This window comes from Streptomyces sp. NPDC030814, from assembly GCF_055572155.1.
In genome coordinates this window covers 15,718-34,597 of the sequence record NZ_JBVIDX010000011.1, presented here as the reverse complement: position 1 = coordinate 34,597, position 18,880 = coordinate 15,718, and the positions used below count along the sequence as shown (strand labels likewise).

Genomic DNA, 18,880 nt, shown 5'->3' with positions numbered 1-18,880 from the left:
ACCGAGCCGGGGACGCCCGCGCGGCCGGGGTGGTCCGGCGCCGGGACCCGTCGCGTCCGACCGCAGCTCGGCGCCCGGGGCACCCGGCGTGGTCCCGTCCGGCGAGGTCAGGGCGCGCCGTCGGTGCCGCCGTCCCGCGCCTCCTCCGCCCGTGCCGGCAGCAGCCCTCGCTCGCGCGTCAGGGCGCGCCGTCGGTGCCGCCGTCCCGCGCCTCCTCCGCCCGTGCCAGCAGCAGCCCTCGCTCGCGTTCGTTGCGGGCGAGGGCTGCCGCCCGTGCGAACTCCGCGCGGGCCTCGTCCGCGCGGTCCAGGCGGGCGAGGAGGTCACCTCGTACGCTCGGCAGCAAGTGGTAGTCGCGCAGGGCCGGTTCGGTGGCCAGGCGGTCGACGATCTCCAGGGCGGCGGCCGGGCCGTCGGCCATCGAGACGGCGACCGCGCGGTTCAATTCGACGACCGGGGACGGGGAACGGGCGGCCAGGAGGGCGTAGAGGGTCGCGATGCGCGGCCAGTCGGTCTCCTCGTAGGTGTACGCCTGGGCGTGGCACGCGGCGATGGCGGCTTGGAGGGCGTAAGGGCCGGGGCCGCCGTGGGCCGCGGCGGTGGCCCTGCCGAGCGCGGTGAAGCCGCGGGCGATGAGGAGGCGGTTCCAGCGGCGGCGGTCCTGGTCCTTGAGGAGCACCGGCTCACCCCTCGGGCCCGTGCGGGCGGCGGCCCGTGACTCCTGGAGCTCCAGCAGCGCCACCAGCCCGTGCACCTCGGGTTCCCTGGGCATCAGCTCCGCGAGGACGCGGGCGAGCCGCAGGGCGTCCTCGCACAGCGCTGGGCGCAGCAGGTCGTCGCCGGCGGTGGCGGCGTACCCCTCGTTGAAGACGAGGTAGATGACCTCCAGGACGGAGTCGAGGCGGGCCTCGCGGTCGGGGCCGTACGGCACCTCGAAGGGGACGCCCTTCTTGGCGAGGGTCCGTTTGGCGCGGACGATGCGCTGGGCGACGGTGGCCTCCGGGACGAGGAAGGCGCGGGCGATCTCCGTCGTGGTGAGGCCGCCGAGGAAGCGGAGGGTGAGGGCGATGCGGGCCGCGGCGGAGAGCACGGGATGGCAGGCCGTGAAGACGAGGCGGAGAAGGTCGTCGTCGATGTCGTCGGGGTCGGACGGCGTGTCCGGATACTGCCCCGCCGGTCCCGCCGCCTCCAGGTCCCGGCCGACCTCCGCCAGCTTGCGTGCGTAGCGTTCCCGGCGGCGCACCAGGTCGATCGCCCGGTGCTTGGCGGTGGTCATGAGCCAGGCGCCCGGGTTGTCCGGCACACCGTCGCGCGGCCACTGCTCCAGCGCGGCGACCAGCGCGTCCTGCGCCAGCTCCTCCGCGATCCCGACGTCCCGCACGATCCGGGCGACCCCGGCGATCACCCGGGGCGACTCGATGCGGAAGACGGTCTCGATGGCCTTCCGGGGGTCCGACGGGGCGTGGCCCGCGGCTGCGCCGGCGCTGCCGGAGGCGACGGCGTCGGTGGTGGGCTGTGGTGTCACAACCCACCATCAGACACCCGCGGGGCGCCCCGGCCAAGCGGGTTCAGCCCTCCGCGATCTCCCGCACCTCGCAGGTCACCGTCCAGTGCTCCTCGTGCACCTTCAGGAACCGCGTGGCCCACTCGACCGCCTCGTCCATGTCCTTGCACTGCATGAGGGCGTATCCGCCGACGACCTCCTTGGTCTCGGTGAACGGTCCGTCGGTGACCGACACCTCACCGCCCTCCCAGCGGACCCGCTTCCCCTGGGCACTCGGCAGCAGCCCGGCGGTGTCGAGCATGACCCCGGCCTTGGTGATCTCCTCCAGCAGGTCGCCCATCCGCTGCATCAGCTCGGGGCTGGGGCCCTCGGCGGGCGCGGTGGACTCGTCGATCCGGACCATCGACAGATAGCGCGGCATGGTCGCTCCTCAGGTGAACCGGCGGGGTCTCTCCCCGCCTCTCACCCCTACGTCGAACGGGGAGGCACCGGATCGACACGCGTGCCACATTTTCTCGGAGAATTTTTTTCGGCACTCGTTTCCGCAGATCACGTCACCTCAGCGACTCCCACAGCTTCTTCGCCTCCGGCTCGTCGGCCACCACTCGGTTGGAGTCGTAGGGGGCGGGGACGACCGGCATCATCACCGTCGTCGTCGCCTCGGACGACAGTCCCTTCAGGCTCTGGCCCAGTTCGATCAGTTCGCTCAGTGAGTCGAGGCCGGTGTCGGTGGTGAGGCTGCCGGTGACGGCGTCGGCGGCCCGGTAGAGCTCGGCGGGATCGGCCAGGAGGCTGGTGGCGGAGACCTGGTCCAGCAGGGCCTTCACGAGTTTCTGCTGGAGGCCTATGCGGCCGAGGTCGCTGCCGTCGCCGATGCCGTGGCGGGTACGGGCGAGCCCCAGGGCCTGCTCGCCGTCCAGGTGGTGGGTGCCCGCCGCCAGTTCAAGGTGGCTGTCCTCGTCGTCGATGTCCTCGTCCGTGGTGACGGTGACGCCGCCGAGCGCGTCGACCAGCGCGGCGAAGCCCGCGAAGTCGATCTCGATGTAGTGGTCCATGCGGACGTTCGTCATGGACTCGACGGTCTTCACGGCGCAGACGGGGCCGCCCACCGAGTACGCGCTGTTGAACATCGCGCTGTACGCCACCGCCGTCGAACCGCCGGACTCCAGCGGGCAGGACGGACGGGTGACCAGCGTGTCGCGGGGGATGCTGACGACCGTCGCCGCGGTGCGGCCCTCGTCGATGTGGACCACCATCGCGGTGTCGGAGCGGGCGCCGGAGGTCTCGCCGCCGCCACCCAGCTCGGCGTTCGCCTTGCCGCTGCGCGAGTCGGAGCCGAGGACCAGGATGTTCAGGGCGCCGCTGGGCAGCGGTTCGGCGGCGGACGCCGAGGGTGCGGTCGTCGACTGCGCCTTCGCCGGGCGGTCGTCGCCGAGCGCGCTGTTGATGTCGACGCTTCGGATGTTGTCGTTGAGCCGCCAGAACGCCCAGCCCGCGGCTGCGGCACCGAGCACGAGGACGCCGACGAGCGTGCCCCCGGCGATCTTCAGCCAGCGCGGCCGTCCGCCGGCGCCCTCGTGCTCCTCGTCTTCTTCACCCGTCACACACAAGAACGTACGTCCGAATTATTACGAGCGCGCACTCCTGCGGCCGTTCCTTCGGAAATTCTCATACTTTTCGAAGCGACCTTCGCGTCACCGCTCAGCCCAGCGTCACCGGTCAGCCCAGCGTCACCGTCGGAGCCGGATTGCTGCCGTTCCAGGAGGCGTTGAAGCCGAACGTCAACGAACCGCCGCTCGGCACGCTCCCGTTCCACGGGGCGTTCGAGCAACTCACCGTCGCCCCGCTCTGGGCGCAGGTCGCGTTCCACGCCTGGCTGATGCGCTGGCCCGCCCCGAACGTCCAGTTCGCCCGCCAGGAGGAGAGCGAGGACCCGGCGGCGCAACTGATCGTCACCTGGCCCGTGAAGCCGGTGTTCCACTGGCTCTGGACGCTGTACGCCGCCGAGCAGCCGGTCGGGGTCGGGGGTGGGGTGACGGTGCCGCCGAGCGCGGTCACGATGCCGTAGTAGGCCGGTTTGGGCTGGTAGTTCGCGTCGTACGGGGTGGCCGCGCCCTCACCGGGGAAGGTGTCGGGGATCCAGGAGTCGGAGTCGGTGAAGCCCCAGACGGTCACCCCGGTGCAGCGGGCCACGGCCACGCACGCCTTGAACACGGCCTCGTACTCGGCGCGCTGCTGGGCCAGCTTGGTCTCCGTGGCGGGCATCTGCATCCGGATGTCGAGCTCCGTGATGGCCACGTCCAGGCCCAGGTCGGCGAAGCGCTGGATGTTCTGCTGGAAGGTCGACGGGACCTGGCCGAGGATCAGATGGGCCTGGAGGCCGACCCCGTCGATGGGGACGCCGCGTGCCTTGAGGTCCTTGACCAGGTTGTACAGGGCCGTGGACTTCGCGTTGACGCCCTCGACGTTGTAGTCGTTGATGTAGAGCTTCGCGGCCGCGTCGGCGGCGCGGGCGGCGGTCAGGGCCTGGGCGATGTAGTCGGCGCCGAGGCCGTTGTACCAGAGGGTCTGGCGGTAGGTGCCGTCCTCGTTGAACGGCTCGTTCACCACGTCCCAGGCGGCGAGACGGCCCTTGTAGCGGCCCACTTCGAGCGCGATGTGGTCGGTCATCAGCCGGCGGAGCTGGGCGGGTGTCCAGGTGCCGTTGTCCAGCCAGTTCGGGTTCTGGCTGTGCCAGACGAGGGTGTGGCCGCGTACGTCCTGGTCGTGGGCCTCGGCGAAGTCGACGATCTGGTCGGCTTCGGTCCAGTTGAAGTTGCCGGGGCTGGGCTCGACGGAGCCCCACTTCATGGCGTTGCCGGGGGTGAGCCAGTTGAACTCCCGGCCGGCGAGTTCGCCGTAGGTGCCGGTGAGCTTGGAGCCGGTCACGGCGGTGCCGATCGCCTTGCCCTTGGCGGCGGCGAGGTCGCGCAGCGGTGTGTCGGCGGCCTGGGCGGCGGGGGCTGCGACGAGCAGGGCGGTGACCGCGGACACGCCGGTGAACAGCGCGGCGAGGCGGGCCCCTAAAGACGAGCGCCGGGTTCTGGGGGATGTTGTCAGGGAGGTTCTCATTGCGGGTGCCTCCGAAAGTTTCGGTTGTGCAACCGATTGACTGCGGAGCAGTGTGGGGTCGCCCGGAACCCACGTCAATACACGCGGAACACCCGCCAAAGCGGCACCACGGCTCACCGCCGAGGAGAAGGCCCGGCGCAACACCCCTGTGCGGTGGTGCCGAAAACCCGCATACCGGGGGGCACGGCGGAACACCTCTGTGCGGTGGTGCCAGGGAAACACCCCTGCGCGACGGCGCCACGGAGCACCCCTCGCGCCGCGGCATCACAGACCACCCGGTGTGGCAGCTCGGCGGAACACCCGCCGAGGCGGGACGGACGGCGACCCGTCGGCGCGGCGCCGCGGCAGTCCCGTCGATGGGCATCACGAGCGGTCCGGCCCTACGCCTCCGGCGGCGCCCCCGTGCTGCTGCGCACCACCAGGCTCGTGGCCAGCTCCACCCGGGTCGCCGACGAGGCACCTTCCTGTCGCCCCAGGTCCAGCACGAGCCGGGCCGCCGCCTCCGCCATCTCCATCAGCGGCTGCCGGACGGTCGTCAGCGGCGGCCCCACCCAGCGGGCGACCGGCAGATCGTCGAACCCGACGACGCTCAGGTCCTCCGGGATGCGCAGCCCGAGCTCACGGGCGGCCTCGTACAGGCCGAGCGCCTGGAGGTCGTTCCCGGCGAAGACGGCGGTGGGCCGGTCGGGGCGGCGCAGCAGCTCCAGGCCCAGCCGGTACCCCGTCTCGTGGTGGAAGTCACCGGCCTTGATCAGCGCCGGGTCGCAGGGCAGCTCGGCGGTCTCCAGCGCGGCCCGGTAGCCGTCCACGCGTGCCCGGCTGCACATCATCCGGGAGGGCCCGGTGATCGCGCCGATCCGGCGGTGGCCGAGCTCGATGAGGTGCCGGGTGGCGGCCAGTCCGCCCTGCCAGTTGGTGGCGCCTATCGACGGCACGTCGGCGCCGGGGTCGCCGGCCGGGTCCATCACCACGAACGGGATGGATCGGCTGGTCAGCAGGGCGCGCTGGGACTCGTCGAGCCCGGACAGGACGAGGACCACGCCGTGCGGGCGGCGGGCGGCGACCTGGTCGGCCCAGGTGCGGCCCGGGGTGAGCCGGCCGGCGCTCTCGGAGAGCACGACGCTCAGGCCCTCCTCGCGGGCGACGTTCTCGACGCCCCGGATGACCTCCATGGCCCAGGCGCTCTCCAGCTCGTGGAAGACGAGGTCGATGAGCGGGGACCGGGTCGCCTCGGCGCGTCGGCGCCGGTAGCCGTACTCGCGCAGAAGCTCCTCCACCCGTGTGCGGGTGGCGGGGGCAACATCCGCACGGCCGTTGAGCACCTTCGAAACAGTCGGAGCGGAGACGCCGGCCTGACGGGCGATCTCTGCGAGCGTCGCGGTCTGCGTGGACTGCGACACGCGCGCTCTTGTCTGGGTTTCCTCTGGCTTCGCGGAATTCATGGGCCGGATCGTATCCCTGCGCGACCTCTTGACGAACCCTTTCGACGGCCATACGTTCCCGGAACATTCGAAGAGACACGCGAAACATTCGCGTGACCGCTCAGCCGCACCACCGCGCCCAACCGGCGCATCGCACGGCCCGCACGACCGCGCAGCCTCGCACCACCAGCGCTGCGCGCCCCATCGCACGACCTGCACGACCCGCACAACCGCACGGCCGATACATCCGAAACGTTCGTGAGAGGTGCTGTCAATGGAGTCGAACAGAGGGCGGACGTTCAGCAGGCGCTGGTTCCTCGGCGCCGGTACCGCCTCCTTGGCCACCGCGGGACTCGGCGCCGGCCTCACCGCCTGCGGCTCCGGCAGCTCCGGGGCCGGCGACGGCAAGACGGTCACCGCGTTCGTGTACGGCGACGACGCGGTGAAGGTCCAGCAGGCCGCCGTCGACCGCTACAACAAGTCGGCCGCCGCGAAGAAGGCCGGCGGCACGATCAAGCTCCAGAAGGTCCCCGGCTCCGACTACTCCCCCAAGCTCCGCACGGCCATGGGCTCCCCGAGCGCCCCCGACGTGTTCTTCAACTGGGGCGGCGGCTCCATCAGGACGTACGAGGAGGCCGGCAAGCTCGTCGACCTCACCGACATCATCGCGGACGACCCGGTCCTCAAGAGCGGCTTCCTGCCGTCCGTGCTGTCCGCCGGCGACCTCAAGGGCCGCCACTACGGCATCCCGATGCGCGGTATGCAGCCGGTGATCCTCTTCTACAACAAGTCCGTCTTCGCCGAGCACAAGCTCCAGCCGCCCACCACCTGGGACCAGCTCCTCGACATCAACGCCAAGCTGAAGAAGGCGAAGATCACCCCGTTCGCGCTCGGCGGCTCCGACCTCTGGCCCAACCTGATGTGGCTGGAGTACCTCGTCGACCGCCTCGGCGGCCCCGAGGTCTTCAAGCGCATCCAGGACGGCGACTCCGAGGGCTGGGGCGACCCGGCCGTCCTCAAGGCCGCCGAACTGGTCAAGCAGCTCGTGGACGACGGTGCCTTCGGCTCCAAGTTCACCTCGGTGTCGTACGTCAACGGCGGCGCCCCGGCGGTCTTCGCCAAGGGCAAGGCGGCCATGCATCTGATGGGTTCCTGGGAGTACTCCACGCAGCTCGGCAAGTTCCCGGACTTCGCCAAGAGCAACCTGGGCTGGGCCGCGTTCCCGACCGTCGAGGGCGGCACGGGCGACGTCCGCAACGTCGTCGGCAACCCCACCAACTACTGGTCCGTCAACGCCCGTACGAAGAACAAGGACGTGGCGATCGGCTTCCTGAAGGAGTGCGCGTCGGAGACGTACGCCAAGGACCTGGTCGCCAACGGTGACGTCCCGACCACCTCGAACGCGAAGAAGCTCCTGGCGTCCGCGCCGAACCCCGAGTACGCCGCGTTCCAGTACGACCTGGTGGAGAAGGCACCCGCGTTCACGCTCTCCTGGGACCAGGCGCTCGGTGACGCGCTCGGCACCAAGATGCACACGGAGATAGGCAAGCTGTTCGCGGGGAAGTCGTCGCCGAGCGAGTTCGTGACGGCCTGCAAGGGGCTGAAGTGACCTCGACGGTCCAGAAGACCCCCTCGGTCGAGCAGGGGCCCCGGAAGGCGTCGCGGGTGGGCCGCCCGCACGCCGTCTGGGCCCTGCCCGCCGTGCTCTTCTTCACCTTCTTCGCCGTCGTGCCGATGGGCCTGGCGCTCTATCTGTCCTTCACCAGCTGGGACGGCCTCGGCGACCCCCGGCCGGTGGGCTTCGACAACTGGAAGAAGCTGCTCGACGACCCCCGCCTCACCCAGTCGCTGACACTGACGGTCGTGCTGACCGTGGCCAGCTGGGCGTTCCAGACGGTCGTGGCCCTGCTGCTCGGCGTGTGGGCGGCGGGACGTCAGCGCAACCGGGCGGTGCTGTCCGCGATCTTCTTCGTGCCGTTCCTGCTGTCGTCCACGGCCATCGCGATCCTGTTCTACGCGCTGCTCGACCCGAACTTCGGCATCATCCAGGCGGACACCCTGGGCTCGCAGAGCGGCGCGTTCCTCGCGATCGTCTTCGTCGGCGGCTGGCAGTTCATGCCGTTCCACACGCTGATCTACCAGGGCGGGGCCCGGCAGATCCCCGAGGTCCTCTACCAGGCCGCCGCGATCGACGGCGCCGGCCGCTACCGCCAGTTCTTCTCGATCACGCTCCCGCAGCTGCGGCACACGATCACCACGTCCACGGTCCTGATCGTCGTCGGCTCGCTGACGTACTTCGAGACGGTCCTGATCCTCACCAAGGGCGGCCCCGGCACGGACACCGCGATCCTGCCGTACCTGATGTACGAGGCGGGCTTCAAGCAGTACGACTTCGGCTACGCGAGCGCCATCGCGACGTCCCTGGTCATCGCCGCGACGGGCCTCTCGCTCGTCCTCGTGCGGCTGACCGGGTTCGGCTCCATGCGCAGCACCCGCGAAGGGATGTGACGGCATGTCACACGACACGTTGGCGCGTCCCGCGAAGACCCGGCGGCCGGACGGGGGAGAACCGCCGACGACCTCCCGCCGACGGCGCCACTGGACGCGGCGGGCCAACCCCGTCGCGGGCCTCGGCGCGTTCGTCTGGCTGATCGTCGTCCTGATCCCGATCTACGCGATGCTGTCGGCCTCCCTCACGAGCGCGGACAAGGCCCTGACGGGCAATCCGCTCAAGCCGCCCACGGACCCGACGCTCGACAACTACAACACCGTCCTGAGCAGCGGCTTCGGCCATCTGCTGACCAACACGGCGATCGTCGCCGTAGCGGTCGTCGGCATCGTCCTCGCCCTGTCCGTCCCGCTCGCGTACGTGGCCGTCCGCACCCGGAACCGCTGGTCGAACGCCGCGTTCCGGCTGTTCCTCCTCGGCGTGGCGATCCCCGCCCAGGCGGTCGTCGTCCCGCTGTACCTGCTGATCGCGAAGCTCGACCTGTACGACACCCTCCTCGCGGTCATCCTGCCGACGGCGGCCTTCGCCATGCCGGTGTCCGTGCTGGTGCTCGTCGGCAGCCTGCGGGACGTCTCGGAGGACCTGTACGAGGCGATGGCCCTGGACGGCGCCTCACCCTCACGGATGCTCTTCCAGCTGACGATCCCGCTGGCCAAGGGCGGCATCAGCACCGTGGTGATCTACTCGGCGCTCCAGGCGTGGAACGGCTTCCTGTTCCCGCTGATCTTCACCCAGTCCGACGGGCCGCGGGTCCTCACCCTCGGCCTCTTCAACTTCGTCAGCCAGTTCGGCGTCAACATCCCCGCCGTGCTCGCCTCGGTCGTCCTCTCCGGCATCCCGATCTTCGCCGTCTACCTGGTGGCGCGACGGGCCCTGGTGGGCGGGCTGATGGGCGTGGGCGGCAAGTGAGCGAACGAGTCCTTTCCGCATCCCTGAAACTCACCGACCACCGACAGGAGTTTCATGACCACCCCTTGGCGTGACCGCGCCCTGCCCGCCGCCGAGCGGGTCGAGGACCTGCTGTCCCGGATGACCCTCGAAGAGAAGACCGCGCAGTTGTACGGCGTGTGGGTGAAGAGCGACTCGAACGGGGAGGACATCGCCCCCGACGAGGCGGGCATGACGGAGTCGTTCGACTTCGACGAGCTGATCACCAGGGGCCTCGGCCAGCTCACCCGTGTCTTCGGCACGGCACCCCTCGACCCCGAGGAGGGCGCGCGGGTCCTGGCCCGCTTCCAGCGCCGCATCATGGCCGCGAGCCGTTTCGGCATCCCGGCCGTCGCCCACGAGGAGTGCCTGGCCGGCTTCACGAGCTGGCGTGCGACGGCGTACCCGGTGCCCCTCGCCTGGGGCGCGACCTTCGACCCGTCGCTGGTCGAGGAGATGGCCCGGAACATCGGCCGGGACATGGCGGCGGTCGGCGTCCACCAGGGCCTGTCCCCCGTTCTCGACGTCGTCCGCGACCCGCGCTGGGGGCGGGTCGAGGAGACGGTGGGCGAGGACCCTTACCTGGTGGGCACGATCGGCTCGGCATACGTCCGGGGCCTGGAGTCCGCCGGGATCGTGGCCACGCTGAAGCACTTCGCCGGGTACGCCGCCTCCGTGGGCGCCCGCAACCACGCGCCCGTACGCGCGGGCGTCCGCGAGTTCGCGGACGTGGTCCTGCCCCCGTTCGAGATGGCGTTGCGGGAGGGCGGCGCCCGCTCGGTGATGGCGGCGTACACGGAGACGGACGGTGTGCCGGTGTCGGCCGACCGTTCCCTCCTCACCGAACTCCTCCGCGGCGACTGGGGATTCACCGGAACGGTCGTCTCCGACTACTTCGGCGTCGGCTTCCTGGAGACCAACCACCGCGTGGCGAGCAGCCGGGCGGAGGCCGCGCACGCCGCGCTGGCCGCCGGGATCGACGTGGAACTGCCGAGTCTGCGCTGCTACGGCGAGCCCCTGGTCGAGGCCGTGCGCGCGGGCGAGATCCCCGAGGCGCTGGTGGACCTCGCCGCCCGCCGGGTGCTGCTCCAGAAGTGCGAACTGGGCCTCCTGGACGAGGACTGGAGCCCCGAGCCCGCCACCGCCTCGGTCGACCTGGACCCGCCGCGCAACCGAGCGCTGGCCCGTCGCCTGGCCGAGGAGTCGGTGGTGCTGCTGGACAACCCCGACGCCGCCCTGCCGCTCGCCCCCGATGTCAGGATCGCCGTCGTGGGCCCCCGCGCCGACGACCCCCTGGCCATGCTGGGCTGCTACTCCTTCCCCTCCCACGTCCTGCCCGCGCACCCCGGCACCTCCCTCGGCATCGAGATCCCGACCGTTCTGGAGTCCCTGCGGACGGAACTCCCCGACGCGAAGATCACATACGCCGCCGGCAGCACTGTCGACGGCGACGACACGGACGGGTTCCCCGAGGCGGTCGCCCGCGCTTCCGAGGCCGACATCTGCGTGGCGGTGCTCGGCGACCGCGCCGGGCTCTTCGGCCGGGGCACCTCCGGCGAGGGCTGCGACGCGGAGGACCTGCGGCTGCCGGGCGTCCAGGCGAAGCTGCTGGACGCGCTGGCCGCCACGGGCACGCCGGTGGTGCTGGTCCTCCTCACCGGGCGCCCGTACGCGCTGGGCCGCTGGCACGGCCGGCTGGCGGCGACCGTACAGGCCTTTTTCCCGGGGGAGGAGGGCGGCCCGTCGGTGGCGGGAGTGCTGTCGGGCCGCATCTCCCCTTCCGGCCGCCTCCCGGTCAGCGTCCCGAACCGCCCCGGCGGCCAGCCGTGGACGTACCTCCAGCCACCCATGGGCCTGTTCGGCGGCGCGAGCAACATCGACCCGACCCCGCTGTACCCCTTCGGGCACGGCCTCTCGTACACGACGTTCGAGTGGACGGACTTCGAGGGCGGGGGTGACGGCGAGCGGGTCCCGGAGATCGGGACGGACGGCGAGTACGACGTCGCGGTGACCGTACGCAACACCGGGGACCGCCCCGGCGCGGAGGTCGTCCAGCTCTACCTCCACGACCCGGTGGCCTCGGTGACGCGCCCGGACACCCGTCTGGTCGCCTACCAGCGGCTGGAGTTGGCCCCCGGCGAGGCCCGCCGGGTGCGCTTCCGCTTCCACGCCGACGTGTCGTGCTTCGCGGACCGCTCCGGCCGCCGAGTGGTCGAACCGGGCGCCCTGGAGCTCCGTGTGGCCGCGTCCAGCACGGACGTACGCCACCGGTCGCGCGTCACGCTGACGGGCCCCGTGCGCGAGGTGGGCCCGGACCGCCGCCTGCACTGCGAGACGGAGGTCCGGGCGGTGGAGGTCTGACACCCAGTCCGCCCGGGCCGCCGCGAACGGGAGGAAGGCGGCCCAGGCGGAGCGGTCGAGGCCGAGCGGGATGAGGGGTCCTTTCACTATGAGCGTCCGATCAGGTCGCGTGGTCCGGTGCCGTGCATCGCAAGGCGCCGGAAGGTCCTCGTAGCGGAGCTGCCAGGACCTTTGGGCAACGCGGCGAGGTGCGGCACCGGACCACGCGACCTGATCGGGCATAGTGAAAGGACCCCTGAGGTGTCGCCGACGGCCGACCGCGCCGCTCCCCGTGCACAGTGCCGGGCTGTAACATCCCTCCGCCCTCACACGTGTGCCCTGAGGGTCGTGTGAACGGAGAGTGCGATGAGCGATCAGGAGAGCGGCGGGATAGCGCGGGAGTACCGCAAGACCCGGCGAGTGCCGCCCCAAGCCCTCCTTCTGATGGCCGCCGGGGGGCTGGTCGGCGCCAGCTCGGTGTACGCGATGACGCAGATGGGTGCGTCGGTCTGGAACGGGATGGCCCTGGCGGCCTGGACGGTCCTGCTGGGCCGGGCGGTGCTGGAGCAGTGGCGGGCGCGGACGTCCGTCACGGCCGACGGGATCACCGTACGCGGAGCGCTACGCACCCGTACCTGGGCCTGGTCCGACGTCTACGGCATCCGGGTCGAGGACGACAAGCACGGTTTTCCCCGCTGGTCGGCGTACCTCTACGCCGTGGACGGGCGCCGGACCCGCCTCCCGCACATCGACGAGTACCAGCTGTCCGACCCGATCGCCGAGGTGGCCGGCCTGTGCGCGGCTGCCGTACGGCTCGGGCTCACGTCTCAGCGGACCCGGCCCGAGGTGGAGGAGCGCATCGAGCGGGGCGCGCGACGGCGCAAGGCGTGGCAGCGGGCGGCCGCCTCCTGCGGGGTCGTCGCGGTCGTCATGTTCGTGCTCGACGCCTGGCTGCTCTTCACCGACCGGCCGACAAACTCGTTCCTGCTGGTCTTCTGCGTTCCGCTGCTGTGCCTCCCGGTCGCCTTCCTCGTGCTGGACCGCGTCGGCGAGACGCGGGCCGCCCGGCGTGCGGCCCGCGTCTGGTGACATCAGCTCTCAACCCTCCACGGGCTGCTGCTCGAACGTGAAGTACACACTCAGGCAGTGCGGTTCGCTCTCGCCGTCGAGGAAGTCCCACGAGACGTCCGCAACGCGTATGTCGTGTTCCCCGACCCAGGCGTGGGCCTTCGGCGAAGACGTGAGCGGCGCTCGCCCCGAGGAAGAGTTTTCTGGCGATCGGGTGAACCCCGGTCTCTTCGTCCGAGTCGTCGAAACCTTCCGGGACATCCAGACAGAACGACGGGTTCAGCATCACGGCACCGTCCTTGGCGATGGGGCCAGCCGCACGCCCGGGCGGAGCTTCCGAGCCTCCCACTGTGGAGGACGCCATGGGGCGAGGAAGGTTGCCTCAGGTCAGCCTTCCGCCGGGCGGAGCGGCGCACCGGGTCGTGTCACTCGCCCAGTGACTCGAACCGCCACCGGTGCACCGCCCGGCTGACCAGATCGGCGGCCGGCTCCGGAAGTTCCGGCAGCTCGGCGTCGTACTCCGCGTCCCACCAGGTGATGACGAGCACCCGGTCCTGGGGTGCCCGGAGGGTCTCGCGACGCAGCGGCCGTGCAGGGAGCCGTTGGTCCCGGGCCCAGGTGAGCAGTTCCTCGCCCCGCCCGGCGACCGCCCGGGCCTCCCACATCAGGGCGACGGTCACGAGTACAGGTTCTCCTTGCCGACCTCGTGGACGTGGTCGTGCGCGTGCGAGATGCCCGGCACATGCGGGTCGGTGACCGGGAGGGAGGAGTCCGCCGACAGGTCCCAGTCGGAGGCGGCGCGGCCCCGGGCGACCATTTCGGCGCCGAGCGCCGCCACCATGGCGCCGTTGTCCGTGCACAGTTTGGGCCGGGGCACCCGGAGCCGGATACCGGCGGCCTCGCAGCGCTCCTGGGCGAGCGCCCGTAGCCGGGAGTTGGCGGCGACCCCGCCGCCGATCATCAGATGGTCGACGCCCTCGTCCTTGCAGGCACGTACGGCCTTGCGGGTGAGGACGTCCACGACCGCCTCCTGGAAGGAGGCCGAGACGTCCCGCACCGGCACCTCCTCCCCGGCCGCCCGTTTCGCCTCGATCCAGCGGGCCACGGCGGTCTTCAACCCGGAGAAGGAGAAGTCGTAGGCGGGGTCGCGTGGCCCGGTCAGCCCGCGCGGGAAGGCGATCGCGTCCGGGTCGCCCTCCTTGGCGTACCGGTCGATGACCGGCCCGCCGGGGAAACCGAGGTTCAGCACACGGGCGATCTTGTCGAAGGCCTCACCGGCCGCGTCGTCGATCGTCGAGCCCATCGGACGCACGTCCGAGGTGATGTCCGTCGACAGCAGCAGCGACGAGTGACCGCCGCTGACGAGCAGCGCCATCGTCGGCTCCGGCAGCGCCCCGTGCTCCAGCTGGTCCACACAGATGTGGGACGCCAGATGGTTGACGCCGTACAGCGGCTTGCCCAGCGCGTAGGCGTACGCCTTCGCCGCAGAGACGCCGACGAGCAGGGCGCCCGCGAGGCCGGGACCGGCGGTGACGGCGATGCCGTCGAGGTCCCTGGCGCTGACACCCGCCTCCTTGAGCGCGCGGTCGATGGTCGGGACCATCGCCTCCAGGTGGGCGCGGGAGGCCACCTCGGGCACGACCCCGCCGAAGCGGGCGTGTTCGTCGACACTGGACGCGATCGCGTCCGCGAGGAGGGTGTGGCCGCGGACGATGCCCACGCCGGTCTCGTCGCAGGAGGTCTCGATCCCCAGGACCAGGGGTTCGTCAGCCATTGATCTCGGTTCCTTGTACGGATGTGGAGGGGTCGTTGAGGCGCATGACGAGGGCGTCCACGTTCCCCGGCTGGTAGTAGCCGCGCCGGAAGCCGATCGCCTCGAAGCCGAAGCGCTCGTACAGCTTCTGGGCGCGGACGTTGTCGACCCGGCATTCGAGCATCACCTGGGCGCACTCGAACGCGGTGGCGGCCCGCAGCAGCTCGGTCAGGAGCAGTGCGCCGAGGCCGGTGCCCCAGTGGTCGCGGGCGACGGCGATGGTCTGGACGTCGGCGACGTCACCGGCGGCCGCGAGACCCGCGTACCCGACGATCCGCCCGTCCTGCGGGGACTCGGCCACGTAGTACCGCCGGGTCGCCTCCGGCCCGCGCGCGTGCGCCAGGTCGGACCAGAACATGCCGCGGGACCAGGCGTCCTCGGGGAAGAGGTCCTTCTCCAGCTCCAGTACGGGCTCGATGTCCCACCAGCGCATTTCGCGCAGCACCGCTGTCGTCACTTGGGGGTGACCACCTTGTAGTTCTTGGGCACCTGGGCGTCCGGCCTGCGCAGATACAGCGGCCGCGGCGCCTCCAGTTCCTCATCGTTGGCCAGCCGCTCCGCCGCGAGGGACGCGAGCGCGGCCGCCGACACGTGCTCGGGGGCGCGGGCGTCGGGGAACGTGTCGGGATAGAGCAGCGCCCCCGCGCCGACGGCCGGCAGTCCGGCCACCGTCTCGGCGATCTCGGCGGGCCGGTCGACGGCCGGTTCGGTCACCCGGGTGCGCGGGTCCTCGTACCGCGCCCAGTACACCTCCTTGCGCCGGGCGTCGGTGGCCACCACGAACGGCCCCTCGATGTCGGCCGCGTACGCGAGTCCGTCGAGGGTGCACAGGCCGTGGACGGGGACCCCGAGGGCGAGGCCGAAGGTGTCGGCGGTCATCAGGCCGACGCGGAGCCCGGTGTACGGGCCGGGCCCGGTGCCCACGACGATCGCGGTGACGGCGTCGAGGCGGGTGCCCGCCTCGGCGAGGACCCGGTCGACGGCGGGCAGCAGCAGTTCCCCGTGGCGCCGCGCGTCCACCTGGCTCGACGCGGCGACGACATCCGTCCCGTCGTGCAGCGCGACGGTGACGGCGGGGGTGGCGGTATCCAGAGCGAGCAAGAGCACGCAAACAGCCTACGGCGCTTCGGCCCGGGCCACGGCCGACCCGGTGCACCGTCCCTCTGCTGCTACCGTCACAGCACATACGTACTTCAAGGGCGTACGTGGGTACGAGAGGTGGGCGCAGAAGGTGGCCAGTAGCAGCTCGGGATTCGTGGCCGGGCTCACGGCGGCGGCGATCGCCGCAGTCGGTTTCCTCGCCTACCAGGCGTCGGCCAACGCGCCGGACGACCTCGGCAAGCCGCCCGCCTCCGAGACACCGGCGGCCAAGAAGTCCAAGGCGTCCGCCGGCAAGGAGAAGGAGAAGGAGACCCTCCTCCCCGAGGGCTCGGGCACCGGCGAGCGTGTCGTGTACTCCCTGGACGAGGACCGCGTCTGGCTGGTCGGCGCCAACGAGAAGGTCACCCGTACCTTCGAGGTCACCCCGAGCACGGTCGACCCCGCCCCCGCCACCTACTCGGTCACCTCCCGTTCCGCCGCCATCACCGGCTCGGACGGCACCCCCATCGAACACGTCGTCCGCTTCGCCTCGGTCGACGGCGTGGTCATCGGCTTCAGCGCGGCGGTGGACGGCTCCACCCCGAAGCCCGACCCCGCCGCCAAGACGGGCGGCATCCGGGAGTCCCGCAAGGACGGCAAGGCGATGTGGAAGTTCGCGGCCATCGGCACGAAGGTGGTCGTGGTCGAGTAGCGGGGGAGGGTGGCTGGGTAGTCACCGGCCAGGGGGGCGGCCGCCCGTTTCAGGGGCGCGGGGAACCGCGCGACAAGCCCCCAGACACCCGCGGTCGCGTCACACCCCCCGCTCCCGGCACGCGAACGCTCACGCAGCCCGAGAGTGCCGCTTCTCCATGGGCCGCCGCTCCTCCACCCTCACCGGCGGAGCCCCCGGCGGCGTCGAGACGGCCTTCGCCGCCGCACAGGCCGCCAACAGGTCCCGCATCGACACCCCGGCCGCCCCGGAGGCCACCCCGGACGGCTGCCGCTCACGTCGCTCCGAACCCTGCATGGACGCCTCCTGGTGCCACCGGCGAACCAAGTTAGGTAGACCTAACCAAGGACTGGTTACCATGTGACCACGCCGCGCGCGTCAAAGCAACATCTTGCCGACACCTTGTCGGAACCGACACGAACGGGACCCGCCCCGACGGCGGAGCCGTCGGCTCAGGCCGACAGCACCCCCAGCTCGACGGAGGCCCACCGCTCCCCGAGCCCGGTGACGGTCACATGCCGCACCTCGTCGGTCGTGTCGCCGACCGCACGGTGGATGACGACATGGAGCCGGTCGTCGGTCAGCTCCTCGACCTTGCCCTCACCCCACTCCACCACGATCACCGATTCGGGGAGCGAGACGTCGAGGTCGAGGTCCTCCATCTCGTCCAGCCCGCCGCCCAGGCGGTAGGCGTCGACGTGGACGAGCGGCGGCCCCTCCCCGAGCGACGGATGCACGCGCGCGATGACGAACGTCGGCGAGGTGACGGCTCCCCGCACCCCGAGCCCTTCCCCGAGCCCCCGGGTCAGGGTCGTCTTCCCGGCACCCAGCTCCCCGTTGAGCATGACGAGATCACCCGAACGCAGCAGTTTGGCCAGACGGCGGCCCAACTCCAGCATCTGCTCGGGAGACTGCACGACGGTCTCGATGGCCGTCACGGACGACGGAGCCGACGCGAACGACGAGGCCGAGGACGGCGAGGACGGCGAGGACGATGAAGAGACCCCGGGCTCACCCGGGACGTACCGTGCTGCTGGCGCTTCCATAACCACTTACGGTAGCCCCCGCCGGCACGGCCCCCGCCCGGGTGAGCAGGTCGGCGAGCCGGTCCGTGACCGCCTCCGGGTGCTCCAGCATCACCAGGTGCCCGGCGTCCGGCACGAGCACCAGCTCCGCGGCCGGCAGCAGGTCGGCGATCGCCTCGCTGTGCTCGCTCGGTGTGACGAGGTCCTTGACCCCGGCCAGCACGAGCACCGGCAGCTCGGCGAACGTCGCGAGCGCCTCCGTCTTGTCGTGCTCGGTGAACGCCGGGTAGAACTCGGCGACGACGTCGATGGGCGTGCCCTCGATCATCCGCTCGGCGAACCGCGCGACCGCCGGGTCGACGTCCCGCGACGCGAACGAGTACCGCTTGATGATCCCGGCGAAGAGATCGGCGGTCGCGCGCCGCCCCCGCTCCACCAGCGCGGCCTGCTGCCCGAGCGCCCTCAGCACCCCCGGCAGCACCCGCCGCACCGCGTTGACGCCGGCGACGGGCAGCCCGAAGTTGACCTCGCCGAGCCGCCCCGACGACGTACCGACCAGGGCGACGGCGACGACCCTGTCGCGGATCAGCTCGGGGTAGTGGGCGGCCAGGGCCATGACGGTCATGCCGCCCATGGAGTGGCCGACCAGCACGACGGGGCCCTCGGGCACGGCCGCGTCGATCACGGCCTTGAGGTCGCGCCCGAGCTGGTCGATGGTGACCGGCGCCCCGTCGAGCGCCTGGGCGCGCCCGGAGCGGCCGTGGCTGCGCTGGTCCCAGTGCACGGTCCGGACGACACCGCGCAGCGCGGCCCGCTGGAAGTGCCAGGAGTCCTGGTTGAGGCAGTAGCCGTGGCTGAAGACGACGGTGACGGGGGCGGGGGCCTTGCGGCCGAAGAGCCGGCGCCTGCGGGGCGAGAGGCCGGCCTCGGGTTCGATGTCGTCGACCTCGTAGTACAGCTCGGTGCCGTCGTCCGCGTACGCCTTGCCGGGGGTGCCGCGCAGCGTCCCGTACGGGCCCGTGGAGTCGAGCGCGAGGCGGGCCCTCCTGCGCATCCCGCGGCCCACGGTGAGCCGCTCTATGGCGACACCGGCGGCCGCGCCCGCGGCGACCACACCTATCGCCGCCCCCGCGACCCCGGCCCTGCGCCAGGTCCCCCCGGCGGCGGACGCGGCTGTGGCGGCCGCGCTCGCGACGGCCTCCACGGCCTCCGCGCTGCTCTCGCTCACATCCCGCTCCTCTTCGCCGACTCTCGGATCCGAGCCGTTCCGCACATCCGTACGGAGTTACCCGTGTCGTTCGTCTTTCCACTTACTCGTGTTCAAGTACTCGTGCCGGTGCGGGCGTGTTCAC

General features: G+C 71.5%; 18 protein-coding genes. 6 read left to right on the top strand and 12 right to left on the bottom strand.

What is annotated here, in order from left to right; all coding sequences use genetic code 11:
- Positions 1-178: 178 nt before the first annotated feature.
- The 5 genes from ACZ43N_RS23280 to ACZ43N_RS23260 all read right to left on the bottom strand — a co-directional run bounded on the left by ACZ43N_RS23280 (position 179) and on the right by ACZ43N_RS23260 (position 6,057).
- On the bottom strand, positions 179-1,525 hold the full coding sequence (locus tag ACZ43N_RS23280; protein ID WP_468100013.1) for an RNA polymerase sigma factor: 1,347 nt from the start codon (positions 1,523-1,525) through the stop codon (positions 179-181).
- Positions 1,526-1,568: 43 nt separating this feature from the next.
- Complete coding sequence (locus ACZ43N_RS23275; protein ID WP_468100011.1) at positions 1,569-1,925, bottom strand: YciI family protein; 357 nt, start codon at positions 1,923-1,925, stop codon at positions 1,569-1,571.
- 133 nt (positions 1,926-2,058) lie between these two features.
- Positions 2,059-3,108, bottom strand: coding sequence for an LCP family protein (locus tag ACZ43N_RS23270; protein WP_468100009.1), 1,050 nt, complete (start codon positions 3,106-3,108; stop codon positions 2,059-2,061).
- A gap of 115 nt (positions 3,109-3,223) precedes the next feature.
- Positions 3,224-4,615 carry a glycoside hydrolase family 10 protein gene (locus tag ACZ43N_RS23265; protein ID WP_468100007.1) on the bottom strand — a complete coding sequence of 464 codons (1,392 nt, stop codon included), beginning with the start codon at positions 4,613-4,615 and terminating at the stop codon, positions 3,224-3,226.
- A 380-nt stretch (positions 4,616-4,995) separates the two neighbouring features.
- Positions 4,996-6,057, bottom strand: coding sequence for a LacI family DNA-binding transcriptional regulator (locus ACZ43N_RS23260; RefSeq protein ID WP_468100005.1), 1,062 nt, complete (start codon positions 6,055-6,057; stop codon positions 4,996-4,998).
- Positions 6,058-6,310: 253 nt separating this feature from the next.
- Here ACZ43N_RS23260 and ACZ43N_RS23255 point away from each other — a divergent pair, with 253 nt between their 5' ends.
- The 5 genes from ACZ43N_RS23255 to ACZ43N_RS23235 all read left to right on the top strand — a co-directional run bounded on the left by ACZ43N_RS23255 (position 6,311) and on the right by ACZ43N_RS23235 (position 12,901).
- A complete protein-coding gene (locus ACZ43N_RS23255) occupies positions 6,311-7,645 on the top strand; it encodes an ABC transporter substrate-binding protein (protein ID WP_468100004.1) in 1,335 nt (444 codons plus the stop codon).
- A complete protein-coding gene (locus ACZ43N_RS23250; RefSeq protein ID WP_468100003.1) occupies positions 7,642-8,544 on the top strand; it encodes a carbohydrate ABC transporter permease in 903 nt (300 codons plus the stop codon). Before ACZ43N_RS23255 ends, ACZ43N_RS23250 begins: the two co-directional genes overlap by 4 nt.
- 4 nt (positions 8,545-8,548) lie before the next feature.
- The gene (locus tag ACZ43N_RS23245; RefSeq protein WP_468100001.1) at positions 8,549-9,454 is read left to right on the top strand and encodes a carbohydrate ABC transporter permease; all 906 of its coding nucleotides are present in this window, start codon (positions 8,549-8,551) and stop codon (positions 9,452-9,454) included.
- Positions 9,455-9,508: 54 nt separating this feature from the next.
- On the top strand, positions 9,509-11,833 hold the full coding sequence (locus ACZ43N_RS23240; protein ID WP_468099999.1) for a beta-xylosidase/alpha-l-arabinosidase: 2,325 nt from the start codon (positions 9,509-9,511) through the stop codon (positions 11,831-11,833).
- Positions 11,834-12,178: 345 nt separating this feature from the next.
- Positions 12,179-12,901 carry a PH domain-containing protein gene (locus tag ACZ43N_RS23235; protein ID WP_468099997.1) on the top strand — a complete coding sequence of 241 codons (723 nt, stop codon included), beginning with the start codon at positions 12,179-12,181 and terminating at the stop codon, positions 12,899-12,901.
- 404 nt (positions 12,902-13,305) lie between these two features.
- Here the strand turns inward: ACZ43N_RS23235 and ACZ43N_RS23230 are convergent, their stop codons facing one another.
- From ACZ43N_RS23230 to tsaB, 4 genes are read right to left on the bottom strand one after another with little or no spacing between them, the layout of a single operon-like run.
- Positions 13,306-13,560: a hypothetical protein gene (locus tag ACZ43N_RS23230; protein ID WP_468099995.1), complete on the bottom strand. Its 255-nt coding sequence runs from the start codon at positions 13,558-13,560 to the stop codon at positions 13,306-13,308.
- Entirely contained in the window at positions 13,557-14,654 is a 1,098-nt protein-coding gene (tsaD, locus tag ACZ43N_RS23225; RefSeq protein ID WP_468099994.1) for a tRNA (adenosine(37)-N6)-threonylcarbamoyltransferase complex transferase subunit TsaD, read from the bottom strand. The genes ACZ43N_RS23230 and tsaD overlap by 4 nt, the downstream gene beginning before the upstream one ends.
- Positions 14,647-15,150: a ribosomal protein S18-alanine N-acetyltransferase gene (rimI, locus tag ACZ43N_RS23220; RefSeq protein WP_468099992.1), complete on the bottom strand. Its 504-nt coding sequence runs from the start codon at positions 15,148-15,150 to the stop codon at positions 14,647-14,649. Before rimI ends, tsaD begins: the two co-directional genes overlap by 8 nt.
- Positions 15,147-15,800 carry a tRNA (adenosine(37)-N6)-threonylcarbamoyltransferase complex dimerization subunit type 1 TsaB gene (gene tsaB, locus ACZ43N_RS23215; protein WP_468099990.1) on the bottom strand — a complete coding sequence of 218 codons (654 nt, stop codon included), beginning with the start codon at positions 15,798-15,800 and terminating at the stop codon, positions 15,147-15,149. The genes rimI and tsaB overlap by 4 nt, the downstream gene beginning before the upstream one ends.
- A gap of 124 nt (positions 15,801-15,924) precedes the next feature.
- On the opposite strand from tsaB, the gene ACZ43N_RS23210 reads away from it, so the two are divergent.
- Positions 15,925-16,485 (top strand): hypothetical protein, encoded by a 561-nt coding sequence (locus tag ACZ43N_RS23210; protein ID WP_468099989.1) that lies wholly within the window; start codon positions 15,925-15,927, stop codon positions 16,483-16,485.
- 129 nt (positions 16,486-16,614) lie between these two features.
- Here ACZ43N_RS23210 and ACZ43N_RS23205 read toward each other — a convergent pair whose 3' ends face one another.
- From ACZ43N_RS23205 to ACZ43N_RS23195, 3 genes are all read right to left on the bottom strand, one after another.
- Positions 16,615-16,800: a hypothetical protein gene (locus tag ACZ43N_RS23205; RefSeq protein ID WP_468099987.1), complete on the bottom strand. Its 186-nt coding sequence runs from the start codon at positions 16,798-16,800 to the stop codon at positions 16,615-16,617.
- A 155-nt stretch (positions 16,801-16,955) separates the two neighbouring features.
- The gene (tsaE, locus tag ACZ43N_RS23200) at positions 16,956-17,549 is read right to left on the bottom strand and encodes a tRNA (adenosine(37)-N6)-threonylcarbamoyltransferase complex ATPase subunit type 1 TsaE (protein WP_468099985.1); all 594 of its coding nucleotides are present in this window, start codon (positions 17,547-17,549) and stop codon (positions 16,956-16,958) included.
- Positions 17,515-18,756 carry an alpha/beta fold hydrolase gene (locus tag ACZ43N_RS23195; RefSeq protein ID WP_468099984.1) on the bottom strand — a complete coding sequence of 414 codons (1,242 nt, stop codon included), beginning with the start codon at positions 18,754-18,756 and terminating at the stop codon, positions 17,515-17,517. Before ACZ43N_RS23195 ends, tsaE begins: the two co-directional genes overlap by 35 nt.
- Positions 18,757-18,880 lie beyond the last annotated feature (124 nt).

Coding starts and splice junctions, on each gene's coding strand:
- ACZ43N_RS23275 (WP_468100011.1), bottom strand. CDS start 1,925: ATGCCGCGCTATCTGTCGATGGTCCGGATCGACGAGTCCACCGCGCCC.
- ACZ43N_RS23265 (WP_468100007.1), bottom strand. CDS start 4,615: ATGAGAACCTCCCTGACAACATCCCCCAGAACCCGGCGCTCGTCTTTA.
- ACZ43N_RS23260 (WP_468100005.1), bottom strand. CDS start 6,057: ATGAATTCCGCGAAGCCAGAGGAAACCCAGACAAGAGCGCGCGTGTCG.
- ACZ43N_RS23255 (WP_468100004.1), top strand. CDS start 6,311: ATGGAGTCGAACAGAGGGCGGACGTTCAGCAGGCGCTGGTTCCTCGGC.
- ACZ43N_RS23245 (WP_468100001.1), top strand. CDS start 8,549: ATGTCACACGACACGTTGGCGCGTCCCGCGAAGACCCGGCGGCCGGAC.
- ACZ43N_RS23240 (WP_468099999.1), top strand. CDS start 9,509: ATGACCACCCCTTGGCGTGACCGCGCCCTGCCCGCCGCCGAGCGGGTC.
- ACZ43N_RS23235 (WP_468099997.1), top strand. CDS start 12,179: ATGAGCGATCAGGAGAGCGGCGGGATAGCGCGGGAGTACCGCAAGACC.
- tsaD (WP_468099994.1), bottom strand. CDS start 14,654: ATGGCTGACGAACCCCTGGTCCTGGGGATCGAGACCTCCTGCGACGAG.
- ACZ43N_RS23205 (WP_468099987.1), bottom strand. CDS start 16,800: ATGCAGGGTTCGGAGCGACGTGAGCGGCAGCCGTCCGGGGTGGCCTCC.
- tsaE (WP_468099985.1), bottom strand. CDS start 17,549: ATGGAAGCGCCAGCAGCACGGTACGTCCCGGGTGAGCCCGGGGTCTCT.